22 protein-coding genes and 1 pseudogene are annotated in these 22,754 nt (G+C 40.5%); 14 read left to right on the plus strand and 9 right to left on the minus strand.

The window, feature by feature from the left end:
• The first annotated feature begins 120 nt into the window (after positions 1-120).
• Positions 121-2,685 carry a TonB-dependent receptor gene (locus L6494_RS19945; protein ID WP_237989495.1) on the plus strand — a complete coding sequence of 855 codons (2,565 nt, stop codon included), beginning with the start codon at positions 121-123 and terminating at the stop codon, positions 2,683-2,685.
• A 30-nt stretch (positions 2,686-2,715) separates the two neighbouring features.
• Complete coding sequence (locus L6494_RS19950; RefSeq protein ID WP_237989497.1) at positions 2,716-3,696, plus strand: iron-siderophore ABC transporter substrate-binding protein; 981 nt, start codon at positions 2,716-2,718, stop codon at positions 3,694-3,696.
• A gap of 180 nt (positions 3,697-3,876) precedes the next feature.
• Here the strand turns inward: L6494_RS19950 and L6494_RS19955 are convergent, their stop codons facing one another.
• A complete protein-coding gene (locus tag L6494_RS19955) occupies positions 3,877-4,215 on the minus strand; it encodes a XisI protein (RefSeq protein ID WP_237989498.1) in 339 nt (112 codons plus the stop codon).
• Entirely contained in the window at positions 4,212-4,631 is a 420-nt protein-coding gene (locus L6494_RS19960; protein WP_237989499.1) for a XisH family protein, read from the minus strand. The genes L6494_RS19955 and L6494_RS19960 overlap by 4 nt, the downstream gene beginning before the upstream one ends.
• Positions 4,632-4,821: 190 nt before the next feature.
• Between L6494_RS19960 and L6494_RS19965 the strand changes: the two genes are divergently transcribed.
• From L6494_RS19965 to L6494_RS19985, 5 genes are all read left to right on the plus strand, one after another.
• Positions 4,822-5,013 (plus strand): hypothetical protein, encoded by a 192-nt coding sequence (locus L6494_RS19965; RefSeq protein ID WP_237989501.1) that lies wholly within the window; start codon positions 4,822-4,824, stop codon positions 5,011-5,013.
• A gap of 314 nt (positions 5,014-5,327) precedes the next feature.
• A complete protein-coding gene (locus L6494_RS19970; RefSeq protein ID WP_237989502.1) occupies positions 5,328-6,311 on the plus strand; it encodes an AraC family transcriptional regulator in 984 nt (327 codons plus the stop codon).
• A gap of 184 nt (positions 6,312-6,495) precedes the next feature.
• A complete protein-coding gene (locus L6494_RS19975) occupies positions 6,496-9,063 on the plus strand; it encodes a TonB-dependent receptor (RefSeq protein ID WP_237989503.1) in 2,568 nt (855 codons plus the stop codon).
• 41 nt (positions 9,064-9,104) lie between these two features.
• The gene (locus L6494_RS19980; protein WP_237989504.1) at positions 9,105-10,070 is read left to right on the plus strand and encodes an ABC transporter substrate-binding protein; all 966 of its coding nucleotides are present in this window, start codon (positions 9,105-9,107) and stop codon (positions 10,068-10,070) included.
• Between the two features lie 8 nt (positions 10,071-10,078).
• Entirely contained in the window at positions 10,079-11,074 is a 996-nt protein-coding gene (locus L6494_RS19985; RefSeq protein WP_237989505.1) for a sucrase ferredoxin, read from the plus strand.
• A 181-nt stretch (positions 11,075-11,255) separates the two neighbouring features.
• On the opposite strand, the gene L6494_RS19990 is transcribed toward L6494_RS19985, so the two are convergent.
• Positions 11,256-11,651 carry an Rpn family recombination-promoting nuclease/putative transposase gene (locus L6494_RS19990; RefSeq protein ID WP_237989507.1) on the minus strand — a complete coding sequence of 132 codons (396 nt, stop codon included), beginning with the start codon at positions 11,649-11,651 and terminating at the stop codon, positions 11,256-11,258.
• Between the two features lie 33 nt (positions 11,652-11,684).
• Positions 11,685-12,089, minus strand: coding sequence for an Rpn family recombination-promoting nuclease/putative transposase (locus L6494_RS19995; protein WP_237989509.1), 405 nt, complete (start codon positions 12,087-12,089; stop codon positions 11,685-11,687).
• Between the two features lie 115 nt (positions 12,090-12,204).
• On the opposite strand from L6494_RS19995, the gene L6494_RS30885 reads away from it, so the two are divergent.
• The gene (locus L6494_RS30885; RefSeq protein WP_269139265.1) at positions 12,205-12,336 is read left to right on the plus strand and encodes a hypothetical protein; all 132 of its coding nucleotides are present in this window, start codon (positions 12,205-12,207) and stop codon (positions 12,334-12,336) included.
• A gap of 56 nt (positions 12,337-12,392) precedes the next feature.
• On the opposite strand, the gene L6494_RS20000 is transcribed toward L6494_RS30885, so the two are convergent.
• From L6494_RS20000 to L6494_RS20010, 3 genes and pseudogenes are all read right to left on the minus strand, one after another.
• A complete protein-coding gene (locus tag L6494_RS20000) occupies positions 12,393-13,364 on the minus strand; it encodes an ExeA family protein (protein ID WP_237989512.1) in 972 nt (323 codons plus the stop codon).
• Positions 13,354-14,812 (minus strand): annotated as a pseudogene (locus tag L6494_RS20005) (IS481 family transposase). Before L6494_RS20005 ends, L6494_RS20000 begins: the two are co-directional and overlap by 11 nt.
• 16 nt (positions 14,813-14,828) lie before the next feature.
• Complete coding sequence (locus tag L6494_RS20010; protein ID WP_330911029.1) at positions 14,829-15,056, minus strand: helix-turn-helix domain-containing protein; 228 nt, start codon at positions 15,054-15,056, stop codon at positions 14,829-14,831.
• A 101-nt stretch (positions 15,057-15,157) separates the two neighbouring features.
• Between L6494_RS20010 and L6494_RS20015 the strand changes: the two genes are divergently transcribed.
• The 4 genes from L6494_RS20015 to L6494_RS20030 all read left to right on the plus strand — a co-directional run bounded on the left by L6494_RS20015 (position 15,158) and on the right by L6494_RS20030 (position 18,676).
• Positions 15,158-15,529 (plus strand): helix-turn-helix domain-containing protein, encoded by a 372-nt coding sequence (locus L6494_RS20015; protein ID WP_237989128.1) that lies wholly within the window; start codon positions 15,158-15,160, stop codon positions 15,527-15,529.
• Between the two features lie 19 nt (positions 15,530-15,548).
• On the plus strand, positions 15,549-16,082 hold the full coding sequence (locus L6494_RS20020) for an HARBI1 family protein (protein WP_237989127.1): 534 nt from the start codon (positions 15,549-15,551) through the stop codon (positions 16,080-16,082).
• Positions 16,083-16,267: 185 nt separating this feature from the next.
• Entirely contained in the window at positions 16,268-17,887 is a 1,620-nt protein-coding gene (locus tag L6494_RS20025) for an ABC transporter ATP-binding protein (protein WP_237996165.1), read from the plus strand.
• A gap of 33 nt (positions 17,888-17,920) precedes the next feature.
• Entirely contained in the window at positions 17,921-18,676 is a 756-nt protein-coding gene (locus L6494_RS20030) for an ABC transporter transmembrane domain-containing protein (protein WP_330911030.1), read from the plus strand.
• 52 nt (positions 18,677-18,728) lie between these two features.
• On the opposite strand, the gene L6494_RS20035 is transcribed toward L6494_RS20030, so the two are convergent.
• Positions 18,729-19,637: an ABC transporter substrate-binding protein gene (locus L6494_RS20035; RefSeq protein WP_237989513.1), complete on the minus strand. Its 909-nt coding sequence runs from the start codon at positions 19,635-19,637 to the stop codon at positions 18,729-18,731.
• A 62-nt stretch (positions 19,638-19,699) separates the two neighbouring features.
• Positions 19,700-20,740, minus strand: a complete 1,041-nt coding sequence (locus tag L6494_RS20040) for a class I fructose-bisphosphate aldolase (RefSeq protein ID WP_237989514.1) — start codon at positions 20,738-20,740, stop codon at positions 19,700-19,702.
• Positions 20,741-21,075: 335 nt separating this feature from the next.
• Between L6494_RS20040 and L6494_RS20045 the strand changes: the two genes are divergently transcribed.
• Together L6494_RS20045 and L6494_RS20050 are read left to right on the plus strand one after the other, a co-directional pair.
• Entirely contained in the window at positions 21,076-21,504 is a 429-nt protein-coding gene (locus L6494_RS20045) for a hypothetical protein (protein WP_237989515.1), read from the plus strand.
• A gap of 218 nt (positions 21,505-21,722) precedes the next feature.
• Entirely contained in the window at positions 21,723-22,709 is a 987-nt protein-coding gene (locus L6494_RS20050) for a helix-turn-helix transcriptional regulator (protein WP_237989516.1), read from the plus strand.
• The last annotated feature ends 45 nt before the right edge of the window (positions 22,710-22,754 follow it).

The raw sequence follows: 22,754 nt of genomic DNA on the forward strand, positions 1-22,754 counted from the left end.
TAGCCACAGAACCATCAAAATACTTTCAGAATAATTGAAAAGTATTCCTAACTAGCAGGTGAAAAGCTAGTTTTAATCTGCTTTTTAATGTGGTGTAACTGTGGTTTGAGGGTGAGTACGGTGAATCAAAAAATTTTGTATAGTCTGTGCTTAACAGGTATTGTATCGACATTGATTGTGCAGTCTGCGTCTGCTGAGGTAGTTCAGACAAAATCAGGCGTTTCGCAAAATATTACGCACAGAGAATTACGTGAACGTCTTGTTAATCAAGCTGAATTACTTTCTCAAGTACCTAATTCCCCCACACTGGTGGAAGTGACAGCAGTAAAAGCTACTCCCACAGATAAAGGGGTGGAGTTGATTTTACAGACAACTCAAGGAGAAGAGTTACAAATCACCAATCGTAGTGCTGATAATAACTTTATCGCAGATATTCCTAATGCTCAATTGCGTTTACCCAATAGCGATGGTTTCATATTCCGTTCGGAAAAACCAACAGAGGGGATTACTGAGATAACAGTAACAAACTTAGATGCTAATACTATCCGCGTCACAGTCATAGGAGAGGGGGGATTACCTACGGCGGAGTTATTTGACACTGATGAAGGTTTGATTTTTGGCTTGACACCAGTTGTAACTTCTGCCCAGACTCCACAATTACCAGCAGAACCAGAAACTGAAACTCAAACAGAACAACCATCAACTCCAGACCAGCCGATTGAATTGGTAGTAACGGGTCAGCAAGATAGATACAGTGTACCCAATGCCACAACTGCGACGAGGACGGACACACCCCTGCGTGATATTCCGCAATCAATTCAAGTAGTTCCCAGACAAGTGTTAGAGGATCAACAGGCAATTCGAGCATCTGAGGCACTGCGTAATGTCAGTGGTGTCCAACGAGGAAATACTGCTGGTGGTGGATCTCAGGTATTTAATATTCGCGGTTTTCAACAATTTGGAGGGAATCTCCGCGATGGATTTAGAGACGGTTTCTCTGTTATAGAAACGGCAAATTTAGAACGGATAGAAGTTCTCAAAGGACCGGCTTCTGTACTCTATGGTAATTTAGACCCTGGTGGTGTGATTAACTTCGTTACAAAGCAACCCCTCTCAGAGCCTTTTTATGCTGTTGGGTTGCAGGTTGGAAGTTTCGGTTTAGTGCGACCAACCCTTGATTTCTCAGGACCTTTAAACCCAGAGGGTACATTACTCTATCGCTTGAATACCGCTTATGAAAAAGGAGGAAACTTTCGGGATTTTGACCAGGAGATTGAAAGATTTTTTATCTCGCCTGTAGTTACCTGGAAGATTAGCGATCGCACTGATCTAACATTTGAATTGGATTACTTAAACAATAAGCACCCATTTGATCGGGGCGTAATTGCTTTTGGTACAGGCATTGCCAATATTCCCTTTGACCGAATTTTGGGTGAACCAGATGATTTTAACGAAAAGACGGATTTTTCAGCAGGATATCGCTTGGAGCATCGTTTCAACGACAACTGGAAAATTCGCAATCGGTTTCGATTCTCTTCTCTTGACGAGACCTCTTTGATCACTGACTTTGGCAGACTGAATGAGGAGACTGGAGAACTCTCTAGAGAATTTGTTACTGTTGAGGCTGACGATAAAACCTATGCGTTACAAACTGATATCGTCGGAAATTTTTCTACTGGAGCAGTCAAGCACACCCTGGTATTTGGCGTTGATCAATCCTGGCAAGCATCTAATTTATTTGGTACCTTTGCTGATGCTCCCAGTATTAACATCTTTAATCCTGTTTATCGAGTTGAAACCCGACCTGCTAGAGTTCAGTTTCCAGATAGCTTTTCTCGCGTGAGTGAAACAAATTCTCTGGGATTTTTTCTCCAAGATCAAGTTACGCTGACTGAAAACTTAAAACTACTGGTAGGTGGACGCTTTGATATTATTAACCAAAGCTCTCCTTCTGATGAACAAGAAGACCAAGCCTTTACTCCACGAGTAGGCATTGTTTATCAACCTATTCAGCCAATTTCCCTATATACCAGTTTTAGTAGATCATTTGAACCTAACTCTGGAACTCGTGTAGATGGTTCACTGCTTGAACCAGTGCGTGGTACGCAGTATGAAATTGGCATTAGAGGTGAGTTTTTCAATAGTAGGTTGATTACAAACCTAGCTGCTTATGAAATCATCAAAAGTAATCTTGGTGTCACCGATCCAGATAATCCAGATTTCTCTATTCCTCTTGGAGAGCAAAGAAGCCGGGGTATTGAGTTGGATGTCACAGGACAAATTCTTCCGGGATGGAATATGATTGCTTCCTACGCTTACACCGATGCCAGAGTTACTAAAGATGACAATCTACAGCCTGGTAATTTAATTGATGGTGTGCCGTTTAACTCAGCCAGTTTGTGGTCAACCTATGAGATTCAAACAGGTGATTTGCAAGGCTTAGGGTTTGGCTTGGGTTTGTTTTATGTTGGTGAACGCCAAGGCGATTTAAATAACTCTTTTCAAGTACCTAGTTATGTGCGTACTGATGCCAGTGTGTTTTATCGGCGAGATAACTGGAAAGTTGGCATTAATGTTAATAACCTTTTCAATGTAGATTATGTCGAAGCTACCGGACAGCGCAGGAATCGCATTGATCCTGGTGCGCCTCTGACGGTGAGAGGAACGTTGTCGGTGGAGTTTTAGAGTTTTCAAGAACTAAATCAACTTTTAAAAATGTATAAAATTCGTCGTGGGCTTGGGTTCTTTGGGTTAACGCTTTTGGCAATTGTGCTGTTTTCTGCTTGTGCTAATAATGTCTCACAAAAGTTAACTAACTCTGCTGAGTTATTGCCTTCACAGTGCAGAATAGTCAAACACATTATGGGTGAAACCTGCGTTCCTAATAACCCACAGCGAATTATTGCTGCGAGTGAATCCACTCTGGAGGCTGCTTTAATACTAGGCTTTAAGCCCACAGGTACAACTAATTACGCACAACAGAGCGATTACTTGAGAAAAAGATTTGAAAGTACCGCCAGTGTTGGTCTGGATTCACGACAACTAAGTTTAGAGAAAATTCTCACCATCAAGCCAGATTTAATCTTGGCTACAGATGATTATGGAGAACAGCAGGAATTGTATGGTCGGCTATCACAAATTGCTCCTACTGTGATTGGAAAATGGTGGGATGGTAAGAGTATTCGCTGGAAAGAATGTTTCCAATTGTTTGCTGAAGCCTTTGGTAAAACATCTGAAGCTGAAAAAATTGTCAATGCTTACAATCAACGGATTGCAGAATTACAGAAGCAAATGGGCGATCGCCTCCCAAATACTCTAATCTCAATTATCGAAATTTATCCCGATAGAATCCGCCTATATGGGAAAACCAAGATTGTTAGCCTGAGTAGCACCATTATCGAAGACATCGGCTTGCCTCGCCCACCTTCCCAGGAAGAGGGAATAGATATCTCCCTTGAAAGTATTGGGGATGCTGATGGCGATATCATTTTTTTAACGGCACGAGATCCCGAAGCACAACTTTATCAGCAAGTTCTTAATCATCCTCTATGGAAACAACTGAAGGCTGTACAGGCTGGAAAAGTATATAAAGTTGAAAATAGTTACTGGGGTGGAAGCGGTTATATTGCTGCTAATCTCGTTTTGGATGACTTGTTTAAATATTTAGTGTGGCAGTGCGGATCAGCATCAGCTTGATTATCCATGCTTGAAAATTGAATTTTTGCGAATTTCTGTCAGCGTTGCATCTGCCAAAAGAAGTTTCCTAATTTAAATATAAATCTTCTATAGCGATCGCGTTCCAGGAACACCCAGAGGTTCAATCATACAGTGGAGGCGATCGCCTTTTTTTGTTTAAAGGATGACGTTGTTCATTTTTCACCCCACACCATAATCACTCAATTCACGCATGAAAGGAGGATGAAAACCCAGCACAATATCTTGCTTTGGTACACCCAGACTGACTAAATCTGCTGCAATATCATGTTCAGTTGAATTGTAGAAAATCCAAATTTTTTCATTTCTGATATCAAGGTGCATTACACATTGATGAATCCAACGGTTATGCTGCCAACCCAGATGTATAATTTGGTAATGATGTCGTTGTGTATCAAACACAGTTTCCACTTCAATGTCACCGTATGCAGGCTTATTTTGAGAATATTCCATTAGTAAGTCCTGCACAATTTGCTGATAAATAATTAGTTTTTCCGTCATGTTTTCCACTCTGTAATCTGCACTAATTGAATATCATATACCAACAGTTTTACGGAATTTTCTAGTAGCATTGAGGCTGGAAAATCAAGTTGAAAGAAGCTGTTATATACTAAAATCGGCACAGCTAAATAGAGGACGCGATTTGGATCTTCACGACGTAATGCGGCTCGGTAGTTAATAAATTGACCTAGTGCCGTATGGAATTCGGAAATTGCGGATGCACTACTGAGAAAGCTTTTGACCTCAACCGCTATTTTTTCATCTCCGCGTTCTGCTGCCAGCAACCGTTCTGCCCCCAAGTCAATTTCCATATCCACACCACCTACCTTAATCTGTAATGGATCGTGAGTAACATTCCACCCATCCTTAATCAGAGATGTTTTAACAACTTGATGAAAGCGATCTTTAGCAGCCACAACTTATGTTTAATCTTTATTTTGCTACTTTAATCTATCATAATTGCCCCACGAATCTGACAGCATCATTAGCAATAAATTCCTAGAGATAGCGTCCCAGGAACACCTAGAGGTTTCAGTCATACAGTGGAGGAGATCGCCTTTGTTTGTTTAAAGGACAAAGTTGTTCATTTTTGCAGCAAGAAACTGGGTGGATATTGAAAAACGAGTTATATTACCCACCCGACACACAATTTCTAGAATCAAACATCCTCTATGGAAGCAACTGAACGCTGTACAGGCTGGAAAAGTATATAAAGTCGAAAATAGTTACTGGGGTGGAAGCGGTTATATTGCTGCTAATCTCGTTTTGGATGACTTGTTTAAATATTTAGTGAAGTAATCATTAATATGTCAACCAACAAAACTCAAAATAATTGCCGTTTTTGATCGCTCCGCTAAACCCTAGGGCGATCGCACTAAAAATCTGTTGTAGGGTGTGGTTCGGCAAGTTCACCAACCACGTCAGACTGCATAAATCCTGCAAATAAACAGATTATTGATATCTGACGCACCTTACTAATGTGCCAGATGCGTAAGTCCTACTAAATTCTGCAACCTCTAATTCACTCTTTTATCATATCCTTATTGAGAAATATTCTCTAATTCCTGCTAATATAGGTTAGAAATATTACTTTTCAAAATGTGCAACTAGAGATGGCTGGTATCTTATTAATCAAAAATATAGATGAAATGTTTGAAGAAGCACCTAGTAACGGTAATTTAGATCATTCATCTGAAAATGACACTGTTTTGAAATATTCAAAGTCTATTGGTAAAGGATATTGGCAGCGCATATTCCTACAGGATGGTATTTCTATAGATATTCAAAATAATCAATTCTTCAAGCATATTATCTTGGAGGACCCAGAAGTCGAGGAAAAAAGTCCTGAAATAGGTTTTCGTCTATCGGGAAACCGTAAATTGTATACAGGTGAGGTGATGCAAGGTGGTCAAAACTTCTTGCGCTTATCGGATGTTGGTCGCGGAGGTAAAACAGAGTGGGCGGGTAATCAACGACACCTGAAAGTTGATATTAACCTCACGCCAGAAATTTGGGTAACTTTGATTCAGCAACACTTACAATACTTATCTCCACACCAGCAACTTCCGCTTTTCGGGGCTAAAAATGCACCCTACTATGAACTGCGAACTACTACATCTGTAATGCAGTCGGTGTTATACCAAATTCTTAACTGTCCCTACCGAGATTTTGTCCGAAAAATTTATCTCCAAAGCAAAGCACTGGAACTTGTGGCATTGTGGCTGGCGCAGGAACTAGAGTATCGACAAGTTAGCCAATCTACAGTTAATCTTTCTCCAGACGATATAGAACGTATTTACTATGCCAAAGATATTCTCATTACTAACTTACATCATCCGCCAACATTGCTAGAACTGGGGCAACAAGTTGCTATTAATCAACAAAAACTGAAGCAAGGTTTTCGTCAGATATTTGGAACTACAGTTTTTGGCTACCTGCATAATCATCGCATGGAACAAGCTAAACAAATGTTGGCAGAACAAAAATTAACTGTTGCCCAAGTTGCCCATGCTGTGGGCTATTCTCACCTGAGTCACTTTGCTGCTGCCTTTAGAAAGAAATTCGAGGTAAATCCCAGTGCTTACCGACAAAAATAGTCCGTCTATGGATAAATAATTGTCCAAAGTCCAAAAAAAAACTCCCTCTATGGATAGACGCAGTACCCGCATAACCATCAAAATACTTTCACAATAATTGAAAAGCATTCCTAACTAGCAGGTTAAAAACCTAATTTTAATCTACTAGTTAATGTGATGTAACTGTGGTTTGAGGGTGAGTACGGTGAATCAACAAATTTTGTATAGTCTTTGCTTAACAGGTATTGTATCGACATTGATTGTGCAGTCTGCGTCTGCTGAGGTGGTTCAGACCAAATCAGGCGTTTCGCAAGATATGACGCAAAAAAAACTAGGTGAACGTCTTGCAACTAAAGCTGAATTGCTGTCTCAAGTACCTAATTCCCCCACACTGGTGGAAGTGACAGCAGTAAAAGCCACTCCCACAGATAAAGGGGTGGAGTTGATTTTACAGACAACTCAAGGAGAAGACTTACAAATCACCAATCGCAGTGCTGATAATAACTTTATTGCGGATATTCCCAATGCTCAATTGCGTTTACCCAGTGGCGAAGGGTTCATATTCCGTTCCGAAAAACCAATTGAGGGAATTACTGAGATAACAGTAACAAACTTGGATGCTAATACTATCCGCGTCACAGTCATAGGACAGGGGGGATTACCTACGGCGGAGTTATTTGACACTGATGAAGGTCTGATTTTTGGCTTGACACCAGTTGTAACTTCTGCACAGACTCCACAATTACCAGCAGAACCAGAAGGTGAAACTCAAACAGAACAACCATCAACTCCAGACCAGCCGATTGAATTGGTGGTAACGGGTGAGCAAGATGGATATAGTGTACCCAATGCCACAACTGCGACAAGAACGGACACACCCCTACGGGACATTCCCCAATCAATTCAAGTCGTTCCCCGACAAGTATTAGAGGATAGACAAGTGATTCGCGCCTCGGAAGCATTGCGTAATGTCAGTGGCGTGCAACGGGGAAATACAGTTGGTGGCATATCTGAGGTATTTAATATTCGTGGATTTCAACAATTTGGAGGGAATCTCCGCGATGGTTTCAGAGACACTTTCACTCCTCTGGTGGAAACGGCAAATTTGGAACGAATAGAAGTCCTCAAAGGACCAGCTTCCCTACTCTATGGTAATTTAGATCCTGGTGGTATTATTAACTACGTTACCAAACAACCGCTTTCAGAGCCTTTTTATGCTGTTGGGTTGCAAGCTGGAAGTTTTGGTTTAGTGCGGCCAACCCTTGATTTATCAGGACCTTTAAACCCAGAGGGGACATTACTCTATCGCTTGAATACAGCTTATGAGAGAGGCGGAAACTTTCGGAACTTCGACACAGAAGTGGAAAGATTTTTCATTTCACCTGTAGTTACTTGGAAGATTAGCGATCGCACTGACGTAACATTTGAATTTGAGTACTTAAATGATCAGCGCCCATTTGATCGGGGATTAATTGCAATTGGTACAGGCGTTGCCAATATTCCCTTTGATCGAATTTTGGGTGAACCAGATGACTCTAGTGAAAGAACAAATTTGTTAGCAGGATATCGCTTGGAGCATAGTTTCAACGATAACTGGACACTCCGCAATCGGTTTCGATTTTCTTATGAGGACTTTACTTTAGCTAACGCTGATCCTTCAAGACTAAATCAGGAAACTGGTGAACTGTCTAGAGATTTTATCATTAGTGATAGTGAAGCGAGAACCTTTGCATTGCAAACCGAGCTAATCGGAAAGTTTGCTACTGGATCAGTCGAGCATAAACTTTTATTTGGTGTTGATTTGTCTTGGGACACAAGAGAAGGTGCAGTTCTATTTGCTGCGGCTCCTAGTATTAATATATTTAACCCTGTTTATGGAATAGCACCCCTACCTCCGAGAGATCAGTTCCCATTTAACTTTCCTAACCGGACTGAAACAAATTCTTTCGGTATATTTTTGCAGGATCAAATTACGCTGGCTGAAAACTTCAAGCTATTAGTGGGAGGACGCTTTGATAACATTAATCAAACTACTCTCACCAGTGAACGGGAATCCCAAGCCTTTAGTCCACGAGCTGGCATTGTCTATCAACCGATTGAGCCAATTTCTCTATACGCTAGTTTCAGTAGATCCTTTCAACCTAACATTAGAACTCGTGTAGATGGTTCGTTGCTTGAACCCGTGCGCGGTACACAGTATGAAGTGGGTGTTAGAGGTGAATTTCTCAACAGTAGATTGATTACAAATTTGGCTGCCTATGAAATCACTAGGAGTAATCTTGCTATCACTGATCCTGATAATCCAAGATTTGCCATTCCATCAGGAGAGCAAAGAAGCCGGGGTATTGAGTTGGATGTCACAGGACAAGTTCTTCCGGGATGGAATATTATTGCTTCTTACGCTTACACCGATGCCAGAGTAACCAGGGATAACAACCTACAACCGGGTAATTTGCTGGATGGTGTGCCGTTTAACTCCGCCAGTTTGTGGTCAACTTATGAAATTCAAACAGGTGATTTTCAAGGCTTAGGATTTGGCTTGGGTTTATTCTATGTTGGTGAACGCCAAGGTGATTTGAATAACTCTTTTCAAGTGCCTAGTTATGTGCGTACTGATGCCAGTATATTCTATCGACGAAATAACTGGCGGGCTGGTATTAACATTAACAACCTTTTCAATGTAGATTACATCGAAGCTACTGGCCAGCGTCGGGATCGCATTCATCCTGGTGCGCCGTTCACAGTCAGAGGAACGCTGTCAGTGGAATTTTAGATTGTCCTGCACTTCGAGTAGAACTAAATCAAGATTTCAAAATGTATAAAATTCGTCGTGGGCTTAGGTTATTTGGGTTAACACTTCTGGCAATTGTGCTGTTTTCTGCTTGTGTTAATAATGTCTCACAAAACTTAACTAGCTCTAATGAGTTATTGCCTTCACAGTGCAGAATAGTCAAACATCTCATGGGTGAAACCTGTGTTCCTAATGACCCACAACGGATAGTAGTGCTAGATGAACCAAGCTTAGAGATTGCATTAACTTTAGGTCTCAAACCTGTAGGTACTTCTGTCTTCTTTGGAGATGTATCTGCTGGAAATATACCTGCTTACTTGCGGAAAAAAGTGCAAGAAGTGGCGATGGTTGGTGAGTCTGGAAAACCGAATTTAGAAAAGATTTTAACGCTCAAGCCAGACGTAATTCTTTCTGTTTCTAATTTCACACAAAAAGGAAGTTTATATAATCAGCTATCGCAAATTGCACCGACAGTTACCTGTGAATGGTGGAATGGTAAAATTGTTCGTTGGCAGGAATGTTTTAAATACTTCGCTGAAGCATTGGGTAAATCATCTGAGGCAGATATTGTCATCAATAATTATCAGCAACGGGTAAAAAAGTTACAACAGAGATTAGGCGATTCTCTGAACACCACAGAGGTTTCACTCGTCAGAATTTACGCAGATAGGATTCGCCTGCGGGGAGAAGGACAAGGTATATCTAGCATGATCATTCAGGATGTAGGCTTACCTCGTTCTCCCATTCAAAAAGAGGGAATTGATATGTCGATGGAGAGTATTAAATATGCAGATGGGGATGTGATGTTTCTGCAACGGCATCCACAAGCAGATAAATATCAATACATTCTTAACCATCCTTTGTGGCTTCAATTAAATGCAGTTAAGTTAGGCAAAGTCTATGAGGTAGGTGATGATTATTGGCACGGTGGAAGTTACATCGCCGCCAATCTCATTCTTGATGACTTGTTTAAATATTTAGTGAAGTAATCATGAATATGTCAACCCAAAAGACTCAAAATAATTGTCGTTTTTGTTCCGAGATTTCCCAAGCTAACGGTGAAGACCCCATTGGTTCAGCAAACAACGCCGAACAATACTTCATTATTGAAGCTGCACAACCTTGGCCGGATAACATTTGGATAAACCCTGACTCCATACCACAGGATGTATTAGACCCGTTACAATTTATTTGGGGAAATGGTGGGTCAATTCGACCACTAGCGATCGCACCAGACCGAGAGTATTCCCATCCAGGTTATACTCGTGTATTCTACTATCGCCGCCCAGCAAAATTTTTTGCTCAATTTGAGAAACATGAGTTTATTGTACCTCATGCTTTACTGGGTTCTTTGGCATTAGCTTTACTCAAAAATCCCGAAGAACTACCAAACTTTGCACAATATCGCCAACAAACAAACCATATTCGAGAATTATTTGTTTGCAACCACGGCAATGTAGATGCAGCTTGTAGTAGATTTGGTTATCCAATTTATCAAAAATTACGTTCTGAATACGCTGGTGCAAATAATAATAACTTGCGTTTTTGGCGATGTAGTCATTTTGGTGGACACGAGTTTGCACCTACCTTAGTTGACTTACCCCAAGGACAATATTGGGGTCATTTAAAACCAGAAATTTTAGATTTATTAGTCCGGCGTAATGCTTCAGTCAAAGAACTTTATCCATACTATCGAGGTTGGGGTGGTTTATCCTTCTTTGAACAAATTGCCGAACGAGAAATTTGGATGCTTGCAGGTTGGAGGTGGCTGGAATATCACAAAGCCGGTCAAGTTTTAGCCAGTGATGAAATTAATCAAGAATGGGCTGATGTTCGCATTGATTTCACCACAGCCGATGGAAATATTAGCAGTGCATATCAAGCCAGGGTGGAGGTAAAAGGTTCAGTCATGACAGCCTGGAAATCAGGAGCAAACCCAACTTTAGAGGAAGTCAAGCAGTATCAAGTTAGTAGTCTAGTGAAATTGGCATGATCAAAATTGGATTACAGCCCTGGCGATTAGAAATCGCGGCTATACAAACTAAGTCCGCCTGCGCGGACTAACAGAAAATCAAGATTTTTAACCCGCGTAGGCGGCCTTCCCAGAGGTCAGAAGGTATACGTCATGCCTGTGTAGCAGTGACTTTCAGCCGCCTGTTGCAAGATGTAATCACTTATCGCGCAGCTTTTCTAACTTCTGCAATGTCTAATTCTAGTGCTTCTGCTACCTGTTCCAAAGTTAACCCCAATTTCAATAACCGAGGTACTGCTTCGAGTTTACCTTCAAGTTTACCTTCTTGGTAAACCTTGGTTTGTTTCAAATCGCCTAATCCTAACATTGCCTGAATCTCCGCTTGACTCTTGTGAGGAAACTTATAAACAATGATTGTCTCTATTAATTCTACTAATTTTCTCCTGACTTGTTCATCAGGAACTTGTCTACTCCTCTCAATTAAATTCCGAGCTTTTACACTCGCCTGTTCTGGTGGTTCAACTACCAACGTAAGAGTTCCTAACCCAATTGATTGATTAGTTAAGTCTCTCAACTCATCTAGGTAAATTACTTGCACTCGTTGACCTTTTTTGAATTCAAAATGCAAAATTCAAAATTCTGTTAGGAAGAATGGAAATAATTTTGAATTAATTAATTGTGGGTACAAGAAAGAGCCACAATCTTCTCTACGAGACGCTGCGCGAATGATTTGGCGGTCTTCCCTACGGGACGCTACGCGAACAATTAGGGGTGAGTTCAAGCTCCCACTAATTGTCTTTAATTTTGGATTTTGAATTTTGAATTTTGAATTGGAGCGTTCGCGTAGCGTCTCGTAGAGAAGCGACTTGACTTCTACTGATAAAAATTCATAGGCTTCCGCTTCCACTGGCGATTGACCGAGCAATTCAAAGAAAACGCCAGGAAATGTTTTGAACAGTCGATAGAGAATTGAATCAGTTTTCACGCACTCAATAAAGCTACATAGATAAATTACTATATCAAAATATATTCGCATTAAATAGGCATAATTAAGCGGAAAATATGAAAATTGGACTACGGCAATACTGGAATTTACTTGTAGATTATCTTAAACCCCAAAAGGGTAGAGTTGTTAAGTGTAGCGACCTGCAATGCTAATCGCTCAAACCTGCAATCATGACATTTACAAACCAGGATTAAATGCAACTATAATTACGCTTCAGCCAGGATTATTTGCAACTGAGCCAGGATTATCTGCAACCAACCTGCAATCATCGGTTTGAGCCAGGATTATTTGCAACTATAAATGAACCTGCTGGAAATTGCGCTTTCAATTAGTTCAAAGTGGCAATCCCGCCGCCAACATTTGCTCCTGCAACTCCCGCGCACGCATTGGGTCAAGTTGACCACGAAACAACAACTTAATTTCAGCCGGTTTGGCATTGAACTGTTCAGCCAAATCCCTCACGTTATAGCCATGCCGAGTGAGAGTTGGTTCCAAATCATCAAGAAGCTTCGATAGCACCGACTCAATAATCACCGTAGTAACAGGCTTGACTGCAACTCGGTACGCAGCCTCTAAAGCTAGTGTCAAATGTTGTTCGATTTGTAGTGGAGTTCTCAACCGCGCAGCAAGTAATTCAATAGCAGAGGCCTCTAGTATGTCACTGATAGAAGTATCATCCGTAGTACATTCAGATACCAACCATTCAATATATTCTCGTTGATTACCGACAATCCCCTCCAAAGAGAAGACCGTCGCCCGATACCCAATTTCCTCCATCGTGGGACGGCGCAAATCATTTTTCAGTTTGGGATGACCAGCCAGCACTACCGAAAGTGTGCCACCACCGTCTTCAACTACCTCGATTAAACGTTTAAGTCCCGTCAGCGTACTGTAATGTAGGTCATGAGCCTCATCCACAAACAGTGCTACAGGCTTTTTACCTTTTCTAATCAGGTCACGTAATTCCCGTTCCCGTTTTTCGCCGTCTTTCGGAATTTTAATTTCCTTATCTGTGGATAAATCATAGAATAAGGCAGCAATCAGAGTGGGTAGTGTCGCTCGGTCTTTATCCACAGAAAGCGATTTTGAGACGGTAATTTTACCTTCTTTCTCCAAAACGTCAAACAAACGTCGTAAAGTCGTTGTTTTACCACACCCGATAATTCCTGTAATGGCAACCAACTTCCCCGAATGAATTGCCACTTTAATATCCTTGAACATTTGTTTTTGGTGTTCAGTCTCGTAGTACCCAGCTTTGGGAAACTCCTTAACCAAACTAAAGTGTTCCATGACCTCAGTAAGCATTTTGTTCCCCTCCTTTTGGCTTTTGGAAATACTCCCTTACCCGGTCAATAATCACTTTTTTGTTGAGGGTTTCAGTTAGCAGTGCATTAATAAATGCCATTTGTTCAGGAGATAATTTGGCCAACGGCTGCGCTAGATAATCTGAAATCGCCAATTTAGCGAATATTATGCTGGGATATGTAAATTCTTGGAATGGGTCTGGGTCGTTAAAAGGTGTGACAGTCGGCTCAAGTTCTTTATACTTGTCCACTAGAAATTGGAGATCGGCATTTTTGTCCAATGCTGTCCGTGGCAAACCCAGTTTCTTTGCTAAATCCGCAATCCTGTCTGCCCGTTCTTCGGTTTTAGTTTTTTTGTGTTTGCGATAGCGATGTAATGGAATTGGCCCATCAACCGGGTAAAATGGGCCGTAGCGGCGATCGCTAAACTCAACATATAGCTCGTTGTCAAATAAACCCCACCAAAGGACGACAGTTTCACCAGCCAAGTCTGGCTCTACCTCATAAGCTACGCCTTCAATTGATACCCTGGCATCGGAACCAACCTTTCTACGTTGCGGTTCGCGGGCAAAGTTACAGAATCGCTCCCAACTGCACATTGCGCGTAAACCTGACTTGGGGAGATTTCGCAGCCAATCTTCTATGCGCGAATGTGGGGACTCTCGGTGTGGCTTATCGTTGTAAAGCAACAGATACTGGCGCAACCAAAGGTTAGCCTCTACCTCGTTTTCCGGTTCGTGAAAGTGATACAGAGTTTCGTAAGCTTCTTTTACCGTCCGAAACGGTCTTTCTACTTTGCCCTTGGAACGAGCTGTCACCCGACGACCATCCTTGCCATTGGGCAGATGCGTGACTAGCTTGATTCTTAGGCAGTCCATGACATTCGCTATAAAGCATCAGCAGGGGATTACCTTTACCCGCATCCACCCACAATGGCTGCTTTACGTGTTTCAAATCAGACTGACTCAGGTCGAAATGCCAACATTCATTGCTGTATTCTGCCTGAAAACGCACCGCCGGAGGTTGCCGGGTCATTCGTTCATTGTCATATCCCCATACTTTCAAGTAATAGTTGACGGTACTTCTAGTTAACGTACCCTTGCTCGGTTGGATAAAGCCATTTGGTGTATCCATCCCAAAATCTTCCAGTAGTTCAATCGCCCGTGCAGTTGAGAGGTGTCGCCCTTTCTTATTACTGGTGCGGATTTTCATCGCCGCAATGATTTCACAGTAAAGTTCCATTTCAGCCTGTGATAGCTTTCGAGGTGTTCCACTATCTGAGCGGTTGATGGATTTGGGGCGTGATAAGTTACGCAGAGCGCGATACAGAGTATCTGTTGACACACCGTATAGAGCAGATGTCTGTTCAATGAGAATTCGACGCTCTTGGCAACGACTTGGTAATCCGTCGAGGCGGTGGCGTAAGTTGATGAGTGCCTCTACCGGGATTTCCTTGTGTGCCATGTTATGTTTTTATCTCAGCGATGTAGTTATAGAGAGTTGGTTTAGAAATCCCCATGAGTCTACAGATTTCAACAATGGTGTGTTGCCTTTCGGTATAAAGCTTTACTGCTAATTGGCGTTTTGCTCGGTCTAGTGCTTTTGGTCTACCTCCCTTATGACCACGCGCACGCGCTGCTACAAGACCCGCCGTTGTGCGTTCACGGATGAGATTGCGTTCAAATTCTGCCAATGCACCGAACAGATGGAAAATTAGCCTGCCACTGTAGACATCTCCAAAATAGTATTATTCTGTGATAAAAGAACATTAAAGCGTTATTTTGACACAGAAGCATGAGCAATATACTGAATTACATTGAAGAGAATCCTAAACAAACCCAAAGGTTAATAGGTCTGGAATATGAACAGTTACAACAATTAATCATAAATGGGGAAAGATTATATCATGAAAAAAAAGCTTTACTGGAATCTAAGAAAGTGAGAATTATTGCTGGTGGAGGAGGTCGGAAACCAAAATTATCTATTTCTGAACAAATCATTTTAACTTTAGTGTATCTCCGACATCTGACAACCTTTCAACTTCTAGGTATTCAGTTTGAAGTAAGTGAGTCTACAGCCAACGATACGTTTAACTATTGGTTGCCTAACTTGCGAGAATTACTGCCATCAAGTTTGCTTGAACAAGTAAAAAAAAAACGCTTCTGACTATGAAGTAGTAAAAGAAATGCTCACAGAATATGAATTAATAGTAGATAGCTATGAACAAGTCAGAGAAAGACCTAGAGACAATGATGAACAAAAGAAATATTTTTCAGGTAAGAAGAGTAATCATACATTTAAAACTCAAATGATTATTTTACCTGATGCTAGTGATATCGTTGATGTTGTGGCAGGTGAACCTGGTCCAAAAAGCGATATAACTTTGTTCCGAGAATATCGTTCAGAGTTTGATGCCAAACAAAGATTTAAAGGAGATAAGGCATATCTTGGAGAAGATTTAATTACAACTCCAATTAAGAAACCAAGAAATCAAGAACTAACAACTGAACAGAAAGAACAGAACAAAATATTTTCATCTAAACGAATCTTTGTTGAACATCGAATACGGTCAGTCAAAATCTTTCGAGTTGTCCAAGAGAGATTTAGGTTAAATACCCGCAAATATAAGCAAGTAATTTTGACGATTTGTGGGCTAGTAAGGTTACGGATTCGAGGGCTAATATTACCATTAGAAATATCAGCTATATCATCAGGTTAAAATTATCGCATATAACTAGATATTTTTGCCTAATTATCAACAGCAAATATCTCAAAGTCTTATTTCATCGTACAGAATAGCTAATTTAAGATGATTGCATTTAGTGGCTACAGCCTAGCCAAACAAAGGCTTTGACTGTTTTCGGAGATGTCTAATTAGTCAACCCGCAAATTCTCCGTTATTTCATAGACACAGCCGTAGCTGGTGGTTCTGGGCGAAACTTACTTTTAGCCGCCTTACTATTTATAGCTGTAGCTGTCATCACTCAACTCATCACCATTACTGCTACCTACTACGGCGAAAACGTCGCTTGGAGAGCCACCAACGCCTTACGATCTGACTTGGTTGAGCATTGTTTGAAACTAGATTTATCCTTTCATAAATACACTACACCCGGTGAATTACTAGAGAGAGTAGACGGAGATGTTCACACTCTTTCGCAATTCTTTTCCAATTTCAGCATTTACATCTTGGGCAATTTGCTGTTGATGTTAGGTGTAATTGTAGTGCTATTTGCCGAAGATTGGCGTGCAGGTTTAGCGATCGCCTTTTTTGCCTTAATAGCCTTATCTACTTTAATACGTCTGCGTTCCATAGCCGTTCCCTATTGGAGAACTTATCGCCAAATTAGTGCCGATTTTTTTGGGTTTCTAGGTGAACAACTCGTTGGGATGGAAGACATCCGCGCCAATGGTGCTAAAAGCTATGTGATGCAACGCTTCCATAAAATTTTGCAAGGCTGGCTACCTGTATATCATCAAGCCCGTTTTGCTAGCACTATTCTTTGGGGTACAACCAACGGTATCTTTACATTAGGAACTGCGATCGCTTTAAGCGTCGGTGCTTACCTTTGGAATCAAAATATTATCACCATCGGCACAGTATATATACTGTACTACTACACCAACTTACTCAGCGAACCGATAGAACAAATTCGCAACCAATTTGAAGTCCTCCAACAAGCAGAAGCCAGTATTTACCGCATTCAAGATTTACTGCAAGTCAAATCCCAACTTAGTGCAGGAGGCGAACAAAGACTTCCTCAAGGCGCACTTTCTGTAACTTTTGAGAACATTTCCTTTAGCTACAATGACCGGAAATCGGAAGCAGGGGATTTGGTACTGCAAGACATATCCTTTAATTTACCTGCGGGACAACTATTAGGTTTATTAGGGCGGACAGGTAGCGGAAAATCTTCCCTAGCGCGGTTATTACTGAGATTATATGATCCAAAATCAGGCTCAATTCACTTGGGAGGTGTGCCAATTAATCAGACTCTTCTCACAGATTTACCTCAAAAAATCGGATTAGTCACCCAGGATGTACAACTGTTTCAAACCACAGTGCGGAATAATCTCACCTTTTTCCATCAGAACATCAGCGACGAACGCATATATGAAACCTTAGAAATATTAGGCTTATCGCCATGGTTGCATTCATTACCCCAAGGCTTAGATACAAACTTAGGGCCAGATAGTAGCGGCTTATCTGCTGGACAAGCGCAATTACTTGCTTTTACGCGCGTCTTTCTCAAAGATCCTGGTTTAGTCATATTAGATGAAGCCTCCTCTCGCCTCGATCCCATGACCGAGAAACTGATTGAAAAAGCCGTTGATAAATTATTAACTGGACGTACAGGAATAATCATTGCCCACCGTTTGGCAACTGTAGAAAGAGCCAATCAAATATTAATTTTAGAACAAAGTCGAGTTATTGAATATGGTCAACGCGAAAAATTAATTAAAAATCCTCACTCACATTTTGCTCAGTTATTACAAACGGGCTTAACCGATTTATTAACCTAAGACCATTCCTAAAATTACGAATTTAAAATTATTATGATATCAACAAAAAAGCGCAAGCATTGGAAATTATTATGGCAACTTATGCGCTACACGCCAAAATTATACACAATTGATTTCTGCTTCTGGATTTTAATTATGGGTTTGCCAGCCCTCCCCGGCTTAATTATTCGAGAATTTTTCAACAGTTTGACTAATGAGGCAAAATTTGCATTATCACCTCTAGCTTTAATTGCGTTATTCCTAGCACTGAATTTAGGACAAATTACAGCTTTATTTGCTGGGCGTATTACCAAAACGCAGTACCGTTTTACTATGCGGTCATTACTGCGACATAATTTGCTAGACAGCCTTTTCAAGAATCCCACAGCACAGCCAATGGTAGTTAATAAAGAGGCTGAAACGAATATATCTCAGGGTGAAATAATCAGTTATTTTCGTGATGATGCTGAACAAATAGAAGAAAATGTGGCATTATTCTCACAAGTTGTAGGACAAGGAATATTTGCTGTTATTTGTTTAGTAATTTTATTAAATATCAATTTACAGATGACAATGTTTGTATTTCTGCCTTTAGTAGGGATGATAGTAATTGTTCGCCAAGCAGAAACTCGGATTAAACAGTATAGAAAAGCCAGCCGCCAAGCTACTGAAAAAGTGACAGGGATTTTAGGTGAAATATTTGCTTCAGTTCAAGCGATTAAAGTCGCTGGTGCAGAAGAAAATGTCCTCAATTATTTTCGTACTCTGAATGACAAACGCCGCCAGATGATGATTAAGGATAGTTTATAGTTTAATCCCAGGCGATCGCACAATTCTTTTTGTCTCAAACCTTTCTGGATGTTCATGAGAGGATTAATTGGGGATAAACCATTGGCATTAACTGATCGAGAATTAAACCCAGCATTCGAGTTCCATTACCAGAATGCCAAAATTGATCCACCTCATACACTTGATGATTCTGCACTGATTTTAGCTGTCTCCAAAGGGGGTTCTTAGCTAACTGCTGAGATAGTGGAACTGGTGAAGGTGGATAAGTCTGCACAAAGATAATATCTGGATTAACTTGGAGAATTTCTTTAAGTGATAAACTTGTGAAACCTGGCTCATGATTTTTGGTCATAGGCTCAGACCAAGGATATTGAGCTAGTTGTTTAATCACACTACCAAAAGTCCCTGCGTCTGTCTCAATGATGAACTTTTGGCTGAGACAGTTAAGAGTAGAACCACCCATCATCAACACAATTTTACGCTCATGTTCTGGGATAGCAAGACGATAAGCCTGAATTTTAGCTTCAATCCGCATGATAGCTGCTTCAGCTTCAGCCATACGCCCTGTTAATTGGGCAATGTCACGTAATCTGCGTAAAGTTGCATCAAATCCACTACCACCCATGAGATATATAGGGGCAGTATTTCGCCACCACCAGCGATAAAACCGATGGGGAAATACCCAGCCGATGATCAGATCAGGCTGAGTATTTTGAATAGCTGAAAAATTTGGCATCATCCAAGACCCTACAGACATGAATTGTTGTGAGCTTTCCCCATAAAATTCTGGTCTGGAGGCTATTCCTTGAGAGAGATAGCCAACAGGTTCTAAACCAAGTTCAACTAAGATATCAAGACCGGTTGCAGTTAAACAGACAATTCGCTTTGCTAATTGCGTTAACTTAATTTCGGTATGTGTGACATCAACAGCACAATATTGCTGTGGTTTAGATCCTGTTTCTAGGTTTGGTGCATTGTTCATTCAGTGATTTTTCAGCTACGGTAATCAGATTTTAGTTTTTTCTATCCCGTTCTAGGATCAGGTTAAACTAATACAGGTGTTTTTTCCATATCTGGACTGTACTTACCTACACTAGCAGCACTATTCAATTTAGCCCGATGATAAAGTAGTTGTTGTGCAGCTTGGGTATTGGCATCATTGCCACGCCAGTATTCTAAAGCGGATTGTTGAATTGCCCGTGCATAGGAAAATGTAACACGCCAAGGCAGGCGATCGCCATATCTAGCATTCATTGTATTTAAATGCGCCGATGACTGTTCATTGGTTTGTCCACCCGATAGAAATGCTACACCTGGAACTGATGCAGGTACATTATTCAGTAAGCATTCGATAGTTTGGTCTGCTACTTGATCTACGGTTGAAGGAGTAGAACAATTAAGTCCAGCGATTACCATACTGGGCTTGAGAATCATTTGATCAAACGCTACTTTGTGCAACCGCAGTTGAGTAAATACTGCTTGCAAAGTTTGATCTGTAACTTCATAACAAAGCTCAATAGTATGGTCTCCATCAATTAGCACTTCTGGTTCGACAATCGGTACTAATCCACCTTCTTGACACAGTACCGCATAACGAGCTAAAGCATGGGCATTGGCTTCAATGCAAGTACGACTAGGAATACCTTCACCGATGGTAATTACAGCCCGCCACTTGGCAAATCTCGCACCCATTTTATAGTATTCAGCAATGCGCGAACCTAATTCATCCAGTCCTTCTGTCACCTTTTCGCCAGGACATCCAGCTAAATCTTTTGCCCCTCCATCTACCTTGATGCCAATAATTATCCCCGCCTGTTGCATGATTTGGGTAAAAGGTACACCTGTTTGTGATGATTGACGAATGGTTTCATCGTACAAAATTGCACCACTAATAAACTCACTTAAGTTAGGAGTCGTCAAAATTAGCTCTCTGTAAGCACGACGACGATCTTCTGTGGTGGGAATCCCTAGCTTATCAAACCGCTTGTTACAAGTACCATTACTTTCATCCATTGCCAAAATTCCCTTACCAGGAGCAACCATTGCTTGGGCAGTAGCTCTCAATTCTTGAGCATAATTACTCATATTTAAGTCCTCTAAAGTTACAACTATTATGAAAGATTTGCACAATTATTGCAAGTCTTTATCAAAAAGAATATAATCCTGATTAATGAAGATGTGTTCTATGTTTGTCTAATATCAGATGGTATGTAGCCTGCAAAGAAGCTAAAAAGCTTGCTATCAAAGGATAAAGAGATTGATTTACCAGAAAAAATTTATATTCATGTCATTTATTTCTCCAAGATTTATGATAAAAAATCTCAATACTAATTTTTGAATAGCCCCAAATGCTACTGTTCCTCAGAACATTCTGTAGGTACAGTCCAAAATCTAAAATTCTGTGATTGGGAGTAGAAGCCGTGAATGCGAATGAAAAAGTCAACAGTTGGAATATGGTGAGTAAAATTGCTACTGTGATCAATCTCTTTAAAGCCGAATTTCCCGATAGTGTCGCAGATTTAAGTCCCTGGTTAAAAAATCCAGAAACCGAAAAATTCCATGATCCATACTCGGTGGATTTAGCTTTTCATTTTTCTAGACGTAGTTGTCTTTGCCAGAGTTATTGTATTTTGATGCAAATTCGGCTGTCCTCAGCAAATGAATCTGCAATGCAAAGAATTATAGAAATTGAACTTTCTGGACATGACTATATGGGACAACAATGGCAATTTGCTACTATAGAACACGGTAAATTCCACGGTGTGATGCTACCTTTGCCAGAAGCTGAACAAAAAATTAGACATATTTGTCGTCAGATTCTGAGTTTTTGGAGTAACGTCGATTTTTGACATAACTTTGACTTGGCTAAGGCAAGTTTGAAGACATTTATTTTAGCTGATGAGCAAATTGATTGGATTTTTTAGTTACTATGATTAATCACAGGCGATGTATCGCCGTTGCTAGACAACATGATTGCATTCTGATAAACTTACACTCAAAGCTATTTGAGAAAGTTTATCTATAGCCTTCTCAGTTAAATGAGATGAGGTGTTTTGTAGGATAGGGCATGGCGAATATTATTTCACTCGCAGATTACCAAGAATTTTGGAGAGAACGCAATCAAAAAACTAGACAACCAGACCCATCAGACCCATCTGATATTATTAATATATGTCCTCAACAATTTGGTAGTGGATATGAACGTTGGATTGAACTGCGGGACATTAGTTTATTAATTATTGATGCGGAATTTCATCACGATTTAGTAATAGAAAGAAAGTATTCAGATAGTTTTAGTGGTGGACTAGAATTTGGTTTTCATCTCTCAGGCTATTGGAATAATATTCATGCTGGGAAAAACTTCTTTCAAAGTGGAGGTTTAAACCAGAATAACACATCAGAATTATTGCGATCGCAGCGACTTTTAAAGGTAGATATACATTCCGAATCCCCTGAATTAATCCATAGTTTTATTACAGGTGGCTTAAATCCCATATCCTCAGAAATGCTCAAAAAGCTGATTGAAACTGATCAAGAGCCATATCGTCAAATAGATCATACTACTCCAGAAATGCGAGTTGCCCTAGAACAAATTATCAATTGTCCCTTTACAGGCTTAACCAAAAAAATTTATTTAGAAAGTAAATGTTTAGAAATAATTGCCTTGAAAATTGAACAATTAACCGCCATAGAAAGTAATTCCACAAAAGCCTCTGTTTTAAAGGGAGATGATATTGATAGAATTTATTATGCCAAAGAAATTTTAACGGGAAATTTAGACAATCCCCCTTCTTTAATAGAACTAGCCAGACAAGTAGGATTAAACGACTATAAACTCAAGCTAGGCTTTCGCCAAGTATTTGGTACAACTGCATTTAGCTACTTACACCAACAACGCATGGAAAAAGCACGCCAATTACTTTTAGAAGGTCAAATGAATGTCAAAGAAGTAGCGCGTGCTGTTGGCTATACTAATCAAAGCCATTTTGCTACAGCCTTTCGTAAGCAATTCGGTACTAACCCTAAATCCTATGATTTATTACTAAGAGCCTGAAATACAGCTATTTGCTGTTATTTTTCGTAAAAATCCGTCTTTGGT

It is taken from the genome of Nostoc sp. UHCC 0870 (assembly GCF_022063185.1).
GTDB lineage: Bacteria > Cyanobacteriota > Cyanobacteriia > Cyanobacteriales > Nostocaceae > Trichormus.